This is a genomic window from Kribbella sp. NPDC049227 (genome assembly GCF_043197265.1).
Taxonomy (GTDB): Bacteria; Actinomycetota; Actinomycetes; order Propionibacteriales; family Kribbellaceae; genus Kribbella.
Map to the genome: position 1 here is coordinate 1,270,130 of NZ_JBICST010000001.1, position 15,029 is coordinate 1,285,158.

Annotated in this window: 11 protein-coding genes; 6 read left to right on the forward strand and 5 right to left on the reverse strand. The window is 69.4% G+C overall.

Translation table 11 applies throughout. The features are described from left to right. The first annotated feature begins 43 nt into the window (after positions 1-43). Both ACGFH6_RS06350 and ACGFH6_RS06355 read left to right on the forward strand, forming a co-directional pair. Positions 44-2,968, forward strand: coding sequence for an ATP-binding protein (locus ACGFH6_RS06350; RefSeq protein WP_393380990.1), 2,925 nt, complete (start codon positions 44-46; stop codon positions 2,966-2,968). A gap of 180 nt (positions 2,969-3,148) precedes the next feature. Beyond that, the gene (locus ACGFH6_RS06355; RefSeq protein ID WP_393380991.1) at positions 3,149-4,399 is read left to right on the forward strand and encodes an ROK family protein; all 1,251 of its coding nucleotides are present in this window, start codon (positions 3,149-3,151) and stop codon (positions 4,397-4,399) included. Here ACGFH6_RS06355 and ACGFH6_RS06360 read toward each other — a convergent pair. Together ACGFH6_RS06360 and ACGFH6_RS06365 are read right to left on the reverse strand one after the other, a co-directional pair. Next, complete coding sequence (locus ACGFH6_RS06360; protein WP_393380993.1) at positions 4,396-5,154, reverse strand: alpha/beta fold hydrolase; 759 nt, start codon at positions 5,152-5,154, stop codon at positions 4,396-4,398. The two genes, ACGFH6_RS06355 and ACGFH6_RS06360, sit on opposite strands and share 4 nt — an antisense overlap. Then, a complete protein-coding gene (locus ACGFH6_RS06365) occupies positions 5,151-5,801 on the reverse strand; it encodes a DUF998 domain-containing protein (RefSeq protein ID WP_393380994.1) in 651 nt (216 codons plus the stop codon). Before ACGFH6_RS06365 ends, ACGFH6_RS06360 begins: the two co-directional genes overlap by 4 nt. A gap of 109 nt (positions 5,802-5,910) precedes the next feature. Between ACGFH6_RS06365 and lysX the strand changes: the two genes are divergently transcribed. The 3 genes from lysX to ACGFH6_RS06380 all read left to right on the forward strand — a co-directional run bounded on the left by lysX (position 5,911) and on the right by ACGFH6_RS06380 (position 11,168). Beyond that, a complete protein-coding gene (gene lysX / locus ACGFH6_RS06370) occupies positions 5,911-9,267 on the forward strand; it encodes a bifunctional lysylphosphatidylglycerol synthetase/lysine--tRNA ligase LysX (protein WP_393380996.1) in 3,357 nt (1,118 codons plus the stop codon). Positions 9,268-9,345: 78 nt separating this feature from the next. Then, complete coding sequence (locus ACGFH6_RS06375) at positions 9,346-10,269, forward strand: hypothetical protein (RefSeq protein ID WP_393380997.1); 924 nt, start codon at positions 9,346-9,348, stop codon at positions 10,267-10,269. Between the two features lie 71 nt (positions 10,270-10,340). Then, on the forward strand, positions 10,341-11,168 hold the full coding sequence (locus ACGFH6_RS06380) for an alpha/beta fold hydrolase (protein ID WP_393380999.1): 828 nt from the start codon (positions 10,341-10,343) through the stop codon (positions 11,166-11,168). A gap of 4 nt (positions 11,169-11,172) precedes the next feature. On the opposite strand, the gene ACGFH6_RS06385 is transcribed toward ACGFH6_RS06380, so the two are convergent. Together ACGFH6_RS06385 and ACGFH6_RS06390 are read right to left on the reverse strand one after the other, a co-directional pair. Beyond that, on the reverse strand, positions 11,173-11,811 hold the full coding sequence (locus ACGFH6_RS06385) for a hypothetical protein (RefSeq protein WP_393381001.1): 639 nt from the start codon (positions 11,809-11,811) through the stop codon (positions 11,173-11,175). Positions 11,812-11,954: 143 nt separating this feature from the next. Next, on the reverse strand, positions 11,955-12,785 hold the full coding sequence (locus ACGFH6_RS06390) for a helix-turn-helix transcriptional regulator (RefSeq protein WP_393381003.1): 831 nt from the start codon (positions 12,783-12,785) through the stop codon (positions 11,955-11,957). Positions 12,786-12,887: 102 nt separating this feature from the next. Between ACGFH6_RS06390 and ACGFH6_RS06395 the strand changes: the two genes are divergently transcribed. Continuing rightward, the gene (locus tag ACGFH6_RS06395; RefSeq protein WP_393381005.1) at positions 12,888-13,595 is read left to right on the forward strand and encodes an SDR family oxidoreductase; all 708 of its coding nucleotides are present in this window, start codon (positions 12,888-12,890) and stop codon (positions 13,593-13,595) included. On the opposite strand, the gene ACGFH6_RS06400 is transcribed toward ACGFH6_RS06395, so the two are convergent. Beyond that, the gene (locus tag ACGFH6_RS06400) at positions 13,596-14,969 is read right to left on the reverse strand and encodes an L-serine ammonia-lyase (RefSeq protein ID WP_393381006.1); all 1,374 of its coding nucleotides are present in this window, start codon (positions 14,967-14,969) and stop codon (positions 13,596-13,598) included. Positions 14,970-15,029 lie beyond the last annotated feature (60 nt).

The following is a 15,029-nucleotide window of genomic DNA, read 5'->3' on the forward strand; positions in this document are numbered from 1 at the left end:
GATCCGCTGCGGTGGCAGCGATACGTCGTTAGAGTTGGCAAGCATGCAGACCCGTGCGCCCGGAGTGGTCGGCAGAGACAGGGAGATCGATCAGCTCCACCGCCTGCTGGCTGCAGCCCGTGGCGGTCACGGAGGTGCGGTCTTCCTCGTCGGTGAGCCCGGTATCGGCAAGAGCCGGCTGGCCGGAGTCGCCACCACGCGGGCGCTGGACGATGCGATGGCAACCTTGCGCGGACGCGTCGGAGCGATCGGCACGATGGTTGCGTTCCGCCCGTTCACGGAGGCGTTGCTGTCGCTGATCCGTCGCGGCGAGATGCCTGCGGCGGATGGACTCGGGCCGTACCGCCAGGTGCTCGGCCGTCTGGTGCCGGACTGGGACGACGGGACGGGCCATGACACTGCGACCTCCACTGTCGTTCTCGGTGAGGCGGTCCTGCGGTTGCTGGCCTTGGTCGGCAAGGACCGCGGCTGTCTGCTGGTGCTGGAGGATCTGCACGGTTCCGATCCGGAGACTCTCGCTGTGATCGAGTATCTGCTCGACAACCTGGAGGACCAGCCGATCGCTCTGGTCGCCACACTTCGTTCGGAGACCTGCGCGGCCTTCGAGCTCGCCCAACTGTCCGCACAGCGTGGAGCGGCCGGCCTGATCGAACTGCAGCCCTTGGACCGTGCCGAGGTGGGTGAGCTCGCGGCCGGGTGCCTCGAGGTCCCAGTGGACGGCGTGCCCGATGCACTGGTCGACAGCCTGTGGCGGGACAGTGCCGGAGTCCCTTTTATCGTTGAGGAATTGCTGCAGGAGGCGAGCCGGACCGGACAGCTGCTGTCAAAGGAGGACGGCAGCGTCCAGGTGGTCGATGGCCTGCAGACCACCGTCCCGGCGGCCGTTGTACGCAGCATCAGTAGCCGGACGGACCAGCTCGGACCGCAGTCGCGTGACCTGCTGGTGCTTGCCGCGGTCATCGGCCATCGCTTCCCGCTGAGCGTCGTGCGCAAGGCGACTGGGACCGACGAGCGATTGCTGCTGGCCACGCTGCGCGCCGGTCTTGCGGCGCAACTGGTCGGGCCGGACGAGCCCGTTCCGGACTGGTACGCCTTCCGGCATCCATTGACCGCGGATGCGTTGCTGGCCGGGCTGACACCGACGGAGCGCTCTCAACTTGCACGACGGTGTGCCGATGCGATCGAGGAACTGCATCCCGGTCTGCCGGGTGAGTGGTGTCCGATGGTCGCGGAACTGGCTGAGACCGGTGGCGACAACGGGCGAGCCGGGCGGCTCTTCGCGATGGCCGGGCGGCGATCGTTCGACGAGGGGTCGATGGCCTCGGCCGTCAACCTGCTGGAACGCGCGAACGCCTTACTGGCCGGCGATCCCGACACCATCTACCGCGCCGAGGTACTGGGGTCGTTGCTGATCGCACTCAGTGAGACCGGCCAGTTCGAGAGCAGCGCCGAGCACGCGGCGACCATCGAGGAGATGGCCGACCGCAACCTCGACAGCAGCAGGGTCGCCGCCCTGCATGTCCAGTTGGCCAATCTCGAACACATGGCAGGCCGCTGGTCCGCGGCACTGACCCAGGTCGCGACCGCGCGATCGTTACTCGGCATCGACGCGGGCGACGCCGACCTCGCACCGGTCGATGCGATCGCCGCACACCTCGAGCTCGCCCGGCCCAGTCCCGGCCGGCTGAAGGCTGCCACCGAGCTCGCCACTCGCGCTGCCGAAGCGGCGGAACGCGCCAAGCTGCCCGCGGTGGCGTGCGATGCGCTGCAACTGCTCGGCATCCTGTCCCGTGAGCACGACCTGGACCGGTCGATCGACTTCTTCCACCGGGCCCGGCTGGTGGCCGAAGAGCACAACATGACCTTCCAGCGGGTGTGCTCGCACATCTTCCAGGCCGGCACGATCTGCCTGGCCAACGGCAGCATCGCCGAGCTCGAACGGGCCCGGCAGCAGGCGCTGCGGATCGGCGCGATCCCGCTCGCCTACGAGGTGGACGGCATCCTCGGCCAGCAGGCGATCCTGCGGTCGGAGTACGCCAAGGCCGCGGTCATCATCGACGAGTGCCTGGAGGTGACCCGGCGGCTGCGGCTCGGCCGCTCGGCGACGTACTTCCTGTCCACCAAGGCGATCCTCGAGGCGCATCAGGGCCGTCGTACGGCGATGGAGGCGACGCTGGCCGAGGTCGCGAACTGGGGTGGCGAACGGGCGTCGTACGAGCTGCCGTACTCCTACGGACTGGCGCGGACGTTCTGCGCGCTGCTGGAGGAGAACCGCGAGCTGGCCGACTCCGAGATGGCGCAGGCCCTCGCGTACGACGCGCAGAACCCGACGACCCTGCACACCTCGGGGAAGTACGGTCTGGGCCTGCTGCTCGGCGTACTGTCCGGCCGCAACGGCTGGGCGCACTTCGAGGCGATCACCGCCGCGGCTGCCAGTGGGATGCGGTGGAACAAGCAGTTCGTCCAACTGGCGCACGCCGTACTGCTCGGCCGGGACGGCCGGGTGGACGCGGCCAACGCCAAGGTGCTGGAGGCGCTGGAGACCGCGTCGCTCTACCCGATGGCGCGCTATCTGGGTCTTCGGCTGGTGGCCGAGCCGGCCCATGCGGACGGCTGGGGCGAGCCGGTCGCGTGGCTGCGGCAGGCCGAGGACTACTTCCACAACGCGGAGGTGCCGGCGGTGGCCAGTGCCTGCCGTAGTCTGCTGCGTCAGCTCGGGGCAACCGTCTCGCAGCGGCGGAGTGGGACCGAGCAGGTGCCCGCACACCTGCGTCAGCTCGGGGTCACCACCCGCGAGTACGAGGTCTGCCGGCTGCTGGTCGACCGGATCGGGAACAAGTCGATCGCCTCCCGGCTGCACATCTCGCCACGGACGGTGGAGAAGCACGTGGCGAGCCTGATGACCAAGACCCAGCAACCGGATCGGGAGGCACTGAGCAGTTTCGCCCGGACCGTTGTGCAGGACTGAACAGCGGACCGGACACCCCGCAGGTCGCGGGTCCGATTCCGGCACTGATGCGTGTGCTGGAGGATCGGGACCCCCAGTGGGTGATAGTTGTCGACTCACGCAGTCGGCGACCGCCAGCCGCTTGCGGACACGGGAATCACGGTAATTTATGAACGCTCGCTTTCTATATAGGATGGGCGGGTGGCAGGCAAGGGGTCGGACATGGGCAAGGGAACGGTCGGCGGCGGCGGTACGACGATGCTGCGGCGGATCAACGTCGCGGCGGTCCTGGACGCGGTACGGCGCTCCGCACCGGCACCGCTGCGGGTCGCGGAGCTGGTCGAACGGACCGGCCTGGCCAGACCGACCGTCGCACAGGCGGTCGACGAACTCCTGGACGCCGGCTGGCTGCAGCAGCACGGCCCCGACTCGGCGGACCGCTCGCTCGGCCGCCCGGCGATCCGCGTGTCGCTGCGCGGCCGCGCGGCGCCGGTGCTCGGCCTCGACGTCGGTCCGCACCGGGTGACCGTCGGCGTCTCCGACCTGGCCGGCCGCAAGCTCTCCCTGGTACGGCGCTCCGGACCCGGATGGACCGCCCAGGAGCTGCTCGGGGTCATCAGCGAGGTGATCACCGAGGCTCTCGCGGAGGCCGAAGTACCGGCCGAGGACGTGGCTGCTGCCGTCGCCGCCAGCCCCGGCATCGTGGACGAGCACACCGGCCGAGTCCAGCTGGTCCCGAGTGTGCCGGGCTGGTCTGCGATCGACCTGATCAAGCACGTCCGCGGTCTGCTGGACTGCCCGGTGATGCTCGACAACGACGCCAACCTGGCCGCCCTCGCCATCGCCGCCGCGCGTGGCGGCACCGGCACACTGCTGGCAGTGCAGTGGGGCGAGCGACTCGGCGCCGGCATCGTCATCGACGGACGGCTGCATCGCGGCACCGGAGCGGCCGGCGAGATCGGCTTCATCGCCACCGCGCCGGACGACGTGATCAACCCGGAGGACAGCCGGGGCCCGTTGGAGCGTGCGGTCGGCTCGGAGGCGATCGCAGCTCTCGGCCGGCAGGCCGCACTGGACAACCCGAAGTCCCGGCTGGCCGAGCTGGGTGGAGAGCAGCTCGACACGGCCGACGTGTTCGCGGCCGCGGCCGAGCGCGACCCGGTGGCTCAAGCCGTCGTGCAGCAGGTCGCCCGCGACTTCGCCCGCGCGCTGGCGCCGTCCATCCTCGTGCTCGACCCGACCGCCGTCGTCATCGGCGGCGGCGTCGCCCGTGCGGGCGCCGTACTGCTCGACGCCATCTCCGACCAGTTGCGCCTACTCACCCTGAACCACCCGAAGCTGGAGCTGTCCGCCCTGGCCGAGGACGCAGTAGTCACCGGCGCCATGCGCATGGCCCTGGACGAGGTCTGGCAACGCAAGCTCCCCACCCCAACCCTCACCACAACGACCTAGGTCGCCCGCCGTCGGACGGCCGCGGCGATTGCGTCCGGGCGGTCCAGGTGGACGAGGTGGGCGGAGTCCGGAAGGACCTCGACCGAGCCACCGAGCGCGTCCGCCAGCCGTTGCTGACCCGCCACCCACCGGTTGGCGGTGAAGCGCGAACTGCCACCGGTGGCGACCAGCAGCACGGTCGGCGCGATCGCATCAACCGGCGGGGCGACCAGGCGTGCGACCTCGGTCGCCAGCTCCCAGCTCCCAGCCAGCTCGTCCCAGAACAGCAGCCACGACGACGCATCGCCGTACCGGGACCTTTCAGTTGCCTTGGACAACAGATCCCGCTTCGTCGCGCTGCCGATCCGCACGATCAGCCGCCGCAGCCCAGGTCCCCGCAGTTGCGGTACGCCGATCCGCCCGAGCAACCGCAGGAACCCACGCACCGCCCGATCACCCCGCGTCCCCGGATACAGCCACCGCACCCCGGTCTCCGAGGTGAGACTGGTATCGACGAGCACGAGACTGACCACCTCGACCGGCCGGGTCAGCGCCCACCGCAAGGCGGCCAGTCCGCCGATCGAATGACCGACCAATCCGATCTCCGCATCCACCGGTACGCCGGCCGCCGTACGCAACTCGTCGACAGCGGAGGTGACCGGCGTACGCCAAGGATCGATCACGCGCAGCTCGGTGCCCGGCAACAACTCGACAACCCGCGCGAACTCCTCCGGAGTCTCGGCCAGGCCGGGCAGCACGATCCAGGTGACGGTCATCGAGAGCAAGCGTGCCTCACGCCGGGCAGTACTGTCCCCAGGAATATGCACACCAGCAGGATCGACACCCGCTGCAGGATGCCCGGCGGATGCAGATCGTTGCCGGTGAGCACCTCGACCGAGGTCTCGATCCCGAGCCACGCCTGGGTCACGACGACGGCGGCCGCCAGGACCGCGACGAGCCGCTCCCGGACCCCGGCCGCTCTTCGCAGGACGAGCAGAGCAAAGGTGCCCATGGCAATGCTTCCGAGCCCGGCCAGCGTCGACGTGAACTCGTGCAGTACCAGCCCCGACCCGGCGGCTCGACAGTCGTCGCCGGCCGAAGGCGCGCAGTTCATCGGCGACAGCGAGTCGAACAACGTGCCGGCGCCGAAGACCGCGGAACTGATCAGCAGCCCCGCTACATCGCGATGGATCCGTGCCGCGCGCCGCCCGAGGACCGCGGCGGTCAGCACAAGCACACCGGCACCAAGGTCCATCGCGCGCGCGTACGGACTGGTTGCCTGATCCCGCGCACCAAGTTCACTCAGGAATGACTGGTGTACGTCGAGTGGATAGCCGGCCACCGCCTCGAGCAACAGGCTGCAGTACAGCACGCCGGCAGCGACCATCACGTTGCGCATCAAGCGATACGGGACGGTCACCATGTCCGACAGCGTCGCACCCGGACCAACGGATTGACTGTCGTCTCAGCTATACCCTTGAGGTAGACCTAGCACGACCGAAGTCGCGGCGAAGTAATGGCATGATCGCTGCGTGCGGTCGGAACAAGCCGAGGTGATTCCCGCGTGGCAGCATCGCGCTGCCGTGTGGGTCGGACGTGTTGTGGTGGCCGCCGCCGTCTGGTCGTTCATCGCGATCCCGTTGCACTTGTTCGCCCCGGCGTACGTGAAGCGGGTCGACCAGGCGTTCGACTTCTTCGGCATCCCGGCCGGACACACCTTCTTCCCGGCGGTCTACCTGGCCGTCGTCGGCAGCGCGCTCCTGCGCGGCAAACGCGCCGCGTTGCTCTGGGTGCTGTGGGTCTTCGAAGCCCTCTGGTTACTGGCACAGACCGCAGCCGTCGCGTTCACCAGCGTCCGGCTGGCCAATCCGAACGACGCCGAGCTGCTCTCCGACTTCGGCCCTGCCACGGTCAAGGACCTCGAGCTCGGCATCGTTCAGGTGGTCGTGGTGATCGCGATCATCGTGCTGCTGTGGACGATCCGGGGCGCGTTCCCGGCCCGGCTCGCGCCCGGCACCCGGCGGCTCGCGATCGGAGCGCTGGTCACCGGCATGCTGATCTCGATCGCGGTCAGCATCACGCTGACGCAGATCTTCCCCAGGACCCTGACCGGTCAACGGGAGAAGATCGGCTGGGCGATCGTCGCGGCCTTCGGCCAGTCCCGCAACCGGATGGGTGGGCACGAGGGCCACGGCTGGATCGGCCTGACGGTCGGCGCGATCTCGGCCGCGACGCTGGTGATCGCGTTCGCCATCTTCCTGCGCTCGGTCCGCCGGGTCCGCTACCTCACTCAGCCCGAGGAGCTCGACGTACGCCGCCTGCTGCTGGAGCACGGTGAGCGCGACTCGCTCGGGTACTTCGCCACCCGGCGCGACAAGGCGGTCGTCTTCTCCCCCGACAAGCAGGCGGCGATCGCGTACCGCGTGGTCAACGGGGTCAGCCTGGCCAGCGGCGACCCACTCGGCGATCCGGTCGCCTGGCCCGGCGCGATCCAGCGCTGGCTCGCGGAAGCCCGCACGTACGGCTGGTCGCCCGCGGTCCTGTCGGTGAGCGAGGAGGGCGCGCACGCCTACGTCGACGCCGGCCTGCGCGCGCTGTCGATGGGTGACGAGGCGATCATCGACGTCGCGGACTTCACACTGGAAGGCCGGACCATGCGGCCGGTCCGGCAGGCGGTCACGCGGGTCCAGCGGGCCGGCTATCACGCGGAAGTCGTCCGGCACGGAGACCTGTCGCCCGAGGCCCTGGCGCAGTACGTCGGCCTGGCCGAGCAGTGGCGTGGCGCGCAGACCGAGCGCGGGTTCTCGATGGCGCTCGGGCGACTGGGTGACCCGTCCGACGCGCGCTGTGTGATGGTCATCGCGCGCGACTCCGACGGCGAGGTCCGCGGGCTTCTGTCGTTCGTGCCGTGGGGTGTGCGAGGCGTTTCGCTGGACCTGATGCGGCGCGACCCAGAGTCCGTGAACGGGTTGATGGAGTTCATGGTCACATCGCTGGTGGACGCGTCCGGCGACCTTGGACTGCACCGGATCTCGCTGAACTTCGCGATGTTCCGGGAGATCTTCAGCGATGCCGAGCGGGTCGGGGCCGGGCCGGTACTGCGGCTGACCAACGCGCTCCTCACCGCCGCCTCACGCTTCTGGCAACTGGAGAGTCTCTACCAGTCCAACGAGAAGTACCTGCCGCGCTGGTCCCCACGGCTGATCTGCTACTCCCGCGGGGCGTCGCTCGCGCAGGTGCTGCTGGCGGCGGGGACCGCAGAGGGCTTCCTGCCCGCGCCGAGGCCGTGGACGCGGGTCGACACCGTGGCGACCGCCGAGCGACACGCGATCATGGCCGCGGACGGCGGCGCGTTCGCTACCGCCGTACATGAGCAGGAGGAGGAGCTGCTGCGGCCGGCGCTGCCCGATCGCAAGCTCACCGAGCAGGAGCTGATCCGCCGGACCAAGCTCGCCGAGCTGATTGCTGCGGGCATCGATCCCTACCCGGTCAGCGTGCCGCGGACGGAGACGCTGGAGCGGGTGCGCGCACTGCACCCGAACCTGCCGGCCGACCACCGCACCGGCGACACGGTGTCGATCACCGGGCGAGTCATGCGGCTGCGGGACCACGGTGGTCTGTCGTTCGCCCAGCTGCAGGACGGCCTGGCGCAGCTTCAGGTGATGCTGACGACCGAAGACTGCGGCGAGACGGCGCTCGAGCAGTGGCGGCGATTTGTCGACATCGGCGACCACGTCAGCGTCACCGGCGAGGTGGTCACCAGCCGGCGCGGCGAGCTGTCGATCGCGGTGACCAGCTGGCTGATGGCGGCGAAGTGCCTGCACCCGCTGCCGGACAAGCGGAAGGGTTTCACCGATCCGGAGGCACGGGTCCGGCAGCGGCATCTCGACCTGATCATGAACCCCGACTCGCTCCGGATGATGCAGCAGCGCAGCGCAGCGGTCCGGGCCTTGCGCAACGGTTTCGAGGCGCGCGGGTTCATCGAGGTGGAGACGCCGATGCTGCAGGCGGTCCACGGCGGCGCCAACGCGCGGCCGTTCGCGACCCACATCAACGCCTACGACACCGAACTGTTTCTCCGGATCGCGCCGGAGCTGTTCCTGAAGCGGCTGAGTGTCGGCGGGATGGGCAAGGTCTTCGAACTGAACCGGAACTTCCGCAACGAGGGCGCCGACGCGACCCACAACCCGGAGTTCACCTCGGTCGAGGCGTACCAGCCGTACGCCGACTACAACGTGATGCGGGAGCTGACCCGCGAGCTGCTGATCGAGGCGGCGACCGCGGTGTTCGGCAAGCCGGTGGTGCAGCGGCCGGACGGCGAGATCGACATCTCCGGTGAGTGGCCCGTCGTCACCGTGCACGACGCCGTCGGCCGGGCCGTGGGTACGACGATCGACGCGGACACCTCGGTCGAGCGACTCCGCGAGCTGTGCGCGAAGCACGGCGTACACACGACCTTCGAACTGACCGCGGGCGAGCTCGTCCTCGAGCTGTACGACGAGTTGGTGGAGCCGGCCACGACCGTGCCGACGTTCTACACCGACTTCCCGTTGGAGACGTCACCGCTGACCCGGAGCCACCGGTCCGAACCGCGGCTGGCCGAACGCTGGGACCTGGTGGCCTTCGGCGCGGAGATCGGTACGGCGTACTCCGAGCTCGTCGACCCGGTCGAGCAGCGCCGCCGGCTGACCGAGCAGTCCCTCAAGGCCGCGGCCGGCGACCCCGAGGCGATGTCCCTGGACGAGGACTTCCTCAGCACCCTCGAGTACGCGATGCCCCCGACCGGCGGCCTCGGTATCGGTGTGGATCGCGTGATGATGATGCTCACCGGCCAGAACATCCGCGCCACCCTCGCCTTCCCGTTCGTTAGATCCGCTCCCAGAAGCTAGAGCTGGACTCGCACGGACTTGGCCGGTGCGCATACCCTGTGCGGCACAAGGGTTGTGGGGCGACCTGGGGGGACGTGCATGAAGCGGTTCTGCGTGCTCTGGGCCGGTGTTGCGGTGCTGGGGCTGGTGGCTGGCTGTGGTGGTCCGGCCGAGGACGATGCCTCGGGTGCGCCCTCGACGCCGGCGGGTGCGTCGTCCTCGGCGCCGGTTTCGTCGACCCCGACCGGGCCCCTCGGGACAGCGGCGTACCAGACGGAACTGACGAAGCTCGAACAGGGCCTGGCGAAGGATCTGCGGAGCCTCACCCGAGTGCGCACCGCCGAGGCGCTGGCTCAGACCATGACAAGCCTGGCGGAGTCGCTGAACACCGCCTCCTCACGACTTGCCGACTCCACGGTGACCAGCCGCCTGACCGCCGTGCATGCACTGCTGCAGGACAGCCTGGGCATCGCCGCGGTCTCACTGGCCGACTCGGACCAGGCCGAGCTGAACGCGCGCTGCGGCGGAGTCGCGTACACCTCGCAGAAGGTCCAGCGGACGCTGCGCGCCGACCTGAAGACCGCGATCGCGGCCCTGACGAAGCTCAAGCTGAAGTTCGGCGCCACGCTGCCCGATCCCGGCCCGGCGCCCGACAGCGAACGACCGGACAACGGCGAGATCCTGGTCCGCGAGGGGGACTCCGGCACGGGCCGGATCAAGGTCACCAACGGAACGGCGAACGACGTCGCGATCTCGGTCGTCAACGACGGCGACCCACCCAGCGAGCCGCACGTGATGATGTTCGTCCAGGCGAACAAGGCCGCCACGATCACCCGGATCGGCGGCAGGTACCGGATCTACTACAAGAGCGGTACGGACTGGAACTCCGAGCGTCGTCAGTTCAGCGCCGGCTGCTCGTTCCAGAAGTTCGACCGCTCCTTCGGCCGGAACGAGTCCTGGCAGGTGAACCTCGAACCGACCGTCGACGGCAACGCGTCGACGACCGAGGTCGAAGCCTACTGAGGCGTGCCGAGGTTATGTGACATCGACCATGTCACGATGACAAGATCTCGTCCCGCGGTCAGGATGAGGTGATGAGCGCCATCGCAACCGTGGCCGTGGCCGGCGTCCCGGGAGTGGAGATCGCCTACCACCGCAAGGGAGCCGGCGAGCCGCTGCTGCTCCTGCACGGCATCGGTCACCACCGGCAGGCCTTCGACCCGGTGCTTGACCGGCTGGCCGAACACCGCGACGTGATCGCCCTCGACCTCCCCGGCTTCGGCGAGTCACCCGACGTACCGGCCGGCATCCCGAACGAGCTCGACACCTTCGCCTACGCGATCGAGGCCTTCTGTACGGCGCTCGACATCGACCGGCCGCACGTCGCGGGGAACTCGATGGGCGGCCTGGTCGCGCTCCGCATGGGTCAACTCGGTCTCGCTCGGTCCGTCACCGCGCTCTCCCCGGCCGGCTTCTGGACGCCCCGTGAACGCACCTGGGCCATCGGCCTGCTGACCAACCTCCGCCGGGTCGCCCGGCGTACCCCTGAAGCGACCGTACGGCGGCTGTCCCACACGGCCGCCGGCCGACGGGTGATGACCGGCGCGATCTACCACCGCCCGGCCCTGCGCGATCCGGACGCCGTGGTCGCCGAGACCCGCGCCCTCCGCGACGCACCCGCCTTCGATCGTGTCGCCGCGCATGCCCGCAGTGGCATCACGTTCGACGGCGACGTACCGGACATCCCGGTCACCATCGCGTGGGGCACGCACGACCGCGTTCTCATCCCGACCCAGGCGGCGCGAGCACACCTGCAACTCCCGCGCGCCCGCATGATTCCGCTGCTCGACTGCGGTCACGTCCCGATGAACGACGCACCCGCACTGGTGGCGGACACCATCCTGCAAACCCCGGTGGGCTGAGCTCCTACAGCCCGAGTGTGTCCAGGAGTCCGCCGAGCAGACCGCCGAGAGTGAGCGGCGGGTTCGGATCCGGATCCTGCGGTCCCGGGTCGTCCGGAGTCGTCGGCGGGTTCGACGGCGTCGTGGGCGGTGGTGTGGTCGGGCGGCCCGGAGGATCGGTCGTCGGGTCAGGCGGCGGCGCGGTGGTGTGCGTCGGCGGCCGCTTGGTACCGACCGGGGTGGTCGGATCGTACTGATCGACGACCTGTTGCGGCGGCTTGACCACCGGCGTCGGGCAAGGTGTCTTCACTCCGCTGTTGACGACGGAGGTGCCCGTGCCGGTCGTCTCGTCCGGGGTGGTTGCTGGCGGCAACGGCGTGCTCACGGGCGTGGAACCGGGGGTCGGTGTACTGCGGCCCGGGATCGTCGGGATGTTCTTGGTCGGCTGACTGGGCTGGAGCCCGGCGACCGGGTTGGCCGGGTTCGGTCCGCCGCCGGGCAGCGGCAGGAACGACGCACCCAGCCGCGGGCCGCCGAGGAGAGCGACCAGGACCAGGACGAGGTAGAGCAGCAGCAGCGCGCCGGCGACGCCGGCGACCTGTCGCAGCCGCTGCGGGTTCTGCCAGGGCGGGCGGCGGGCGGCCACGGCAGCGATCGGTCTCACAAGTCCCGGAGAGTATCTGGTGCACCAGCGCTTCAAACAGCCCTTGGAAGAAATTCCACGCTAGATCGCAACCTTCCGGCAGCCGAGTTACCACTACGCGCGCGTAGGATTCCGCTCCGTCATGGGACCGGTGAGTTCAGTTATCACCGGAGCGTCTGCAGGCCGACGACCGACAGCAGGCGCAACTTCTCGGCGGCCTCGCTGTTCGGCGCGGCGGTGTAGACCACGATGCGCAGGTCACTGCCCGGCACTGTGAGTACGTCGCAGTCGATGACGATGGAACCGAGATCGGGGTGATTGATGGTCTTCTGCTCGGTCTGATGGAACCCGACGACCGGTTGATCCCACAGCTGGGCGAACGCGTCGTAGCCGGCCCGCAGTTCATGGATCAGCCCCTTGAGTTCCGGGTCGTGCGGGTAGCGAGCGATCGAAGCCCGCAGGTCCGTCACCATCGCGGCCCGGAAGGTCCGCTGCTGCTCGGGCGTCTGTACGACGCGATCTCCCGGAGCCGCGTAGTGGCGCCAGATGATGTTCCGCCACCGGCCACGCCACTCGGACGGATCACCGATCAAGGCCGCGAAGAGCGGATTCCAGGTGATCACCGTCCAGGCGGCGTCGCACACGCACAGCGGCGCACCTTCCAACTGGTCCACGATCCGCTGCACACCGGGCGGGATGTACGCCGAGATTCTCCCCGGCGACGGTTCCACCTGGCCGGCCAACGCGAAGAGATGGTTGCGCTCAGCATCGGACAGCCGAAGTGCCCGGGCCAGCGCGGTCAGCACCTGGACCGACGGCGAGTCCGATCGACCCTGCTCGAGGCGGACGACGTAGTCCACCGACATTCCGGCCAGGTGCGCCAGCTCCTCCCGGCGCAGTCCCGGCGCTCGCCGCTTGCCGCCCGCCGGAAGGCCGACCGCGTCCGGCGTCACCCGATCCCGCCACGCGTGCAGTGTCCGGCCCAGCTCGCTCATGCACCCAGTATTCCGCGCACCACACCAGCCAGCCTGGTACTGCCGTTCCCTAGGACATCGCGGGTACTACCTGGCCGAAACCCCTGGCACGAGGCTGGGTGCATGACCACGACACTCATCACCGGGGCCAACAAGAGCCTCGGATTCGAAACCGCCCGCCGGCTGATCGCCGCCGGGCACACCGTCTACGTCGGCGCCCGCGATCCCCAGCGAGGCAAGGAGGCCGCGGCCACTCTCGGCGCGCGATACGTGCCGCTCGACGTCACCAGCGACGAGTCCGTCGACAACGCGGCGATTCAGATCGAGGCCGAGGCGGGCGGGCTCGACGTACTGATCAACAATGCCGGCATTCTCGGCCAGGTGCGCACCGCCCGGGACTTGAGGGCTGATGACCTGCGACAGACGTACGACGTCAACGTGTTCGGACCGGTCCGCATGCTGCACCGTTTCCTGCCGCTGCTCGAGCGCAGCACCAACCCGGTCGTCGTGAATGTGTCCAGCGGGCTCGGCTCGATCGCCACGGCCACGGATCCACAGGCACACTCCGCCGCGGTCCCGGTCTGGGTCCCCGCACCGGGCTACGGCTCCTCGAAGGCCGCTCTCAACATGCTCACCGTCCAGTACGCGCGGCAACTGCCGGAACTGCGGATCAACACGGTCGACCCCGGCTACACCGCGACCGATTTCAACGGGCACAGCGGCGACCAGACGGTCGAGCAGGGAGCGGAGATCATCGTCCGGCTGGCCCAGATCGGCCCGGACGGACCGACCGGTGAGTATCTGAGCCTGACCGGGACCGTGCCGTGGTGATCAGCATTCGATGACGTTGACGGCCAGGCCGCCGCGGGACGTCTCCTTGTACTTGATCTTCATGTCGGCGCCGGTCTCGCGCATCGTCTTGATCACCTTGTCGAGGGTGACCACGTGCACCCCGTCGCCGTGCATCCCCATCCGGGCCGCGTTGATCGCCTTCACCGACGCCATCGCATTCCGCTCGATGCACGGGATCTGCACCAGGCCGCCGACCGGGTCGCAGGTCAGGCCGAGGTTGTGCTCCATCGCGATCTCGGCCGCGTTCTCGACCTGCTGCGGCGTACCGCCGAGGACCTCGCACAGCCCGGCCGCCGCCATCGAGCAGGCCGAGCCGACCTCGCCCTGGCAGCCGACCTCGGCGCCGGAGATCGACGCGTTCTCCTTGTACAGCACGCCGATCGCGCCGGCGGTGAGCAGGAACCGGACCGCGCCGTCGTCGGTCGCCCCCGGCACGAACCGGCGGTAGTAGTGCAGTACGGCCGGGATGATGCCCGCGGCGCCGTTCGTCGGCGCGGTGACGATCCGCCCGCCGGACGCGTTCTGCTCGTTCACCGCGAGGGCGAACAGGTTGACCCAGTCCATCACCTTGAGCGGATCCACCGACCACGGGTCGCGGCTCAGTTTCTGGTGCAGCGCGTGCGCCCGCCGCGGCACCTTCAGGCCGCCGGGCAGGATGCCCTCGGTCTCACAGCCCTCGCGGACGCAGTCCTGCATCACCTGCCAGATGTGCAGCAGGCCGTCGTGGATCTCGGTCTCGGTCCGCCAGGCCAGCTCGTTGGCGAGCATCACCTCGCTGATCGGCAACTGCGACTCGCGGCACCGCTCGAGCAGCTCGGCGCCGGTCGTGAACGGGTACTTCAGCGGGGTCGTGTCCGGCACGATCCGGTCCCCGGCCGCCGCGTTCTCGTCGACCACGAACCCGCCGCCGACCGAGTAGTACGTACGCTCCCGCAGTACGCCGCCGTCCGCGGACCGGGCCACGAACGTCATCCCGTTCGGGTGGTACGGCAGCACCTTGCGCCGGTGCATCACCAGGTGTGCGTTCTCGTCGAACGTGATCTCGTGGGTGCCGGCCAGCAGCAACCGGCCGCGCTCGCGGATCGTCTCGACGCGTGCGTCGACCGAGTGGGTGACAACGGTCTCGGGGTCCTCGGCCTCGAGACCGAGCAGGACCGCCTTGTTGCTGCCGTGGCCGTGGCCGGTCACGCCCAGCGAACCGAACAGCTGGGCCTCGACGGTCGCGGTGGCAGCCAGCAGGCCGGCATCGGCCAGGCCGAGTGCGAAGGTGCGGGCGGCTCGCATCGGTCCCACGGTGTGGGAGCTCGACGGGCCGATCCCGATACTGAACAGGTCGAAGACGCTGATCGCCATCGTGTGGAGGTTCCTTCCGGTCGCCGTTGACCGTTTGGTGTCCTCCCCGCTCTGTCAGAC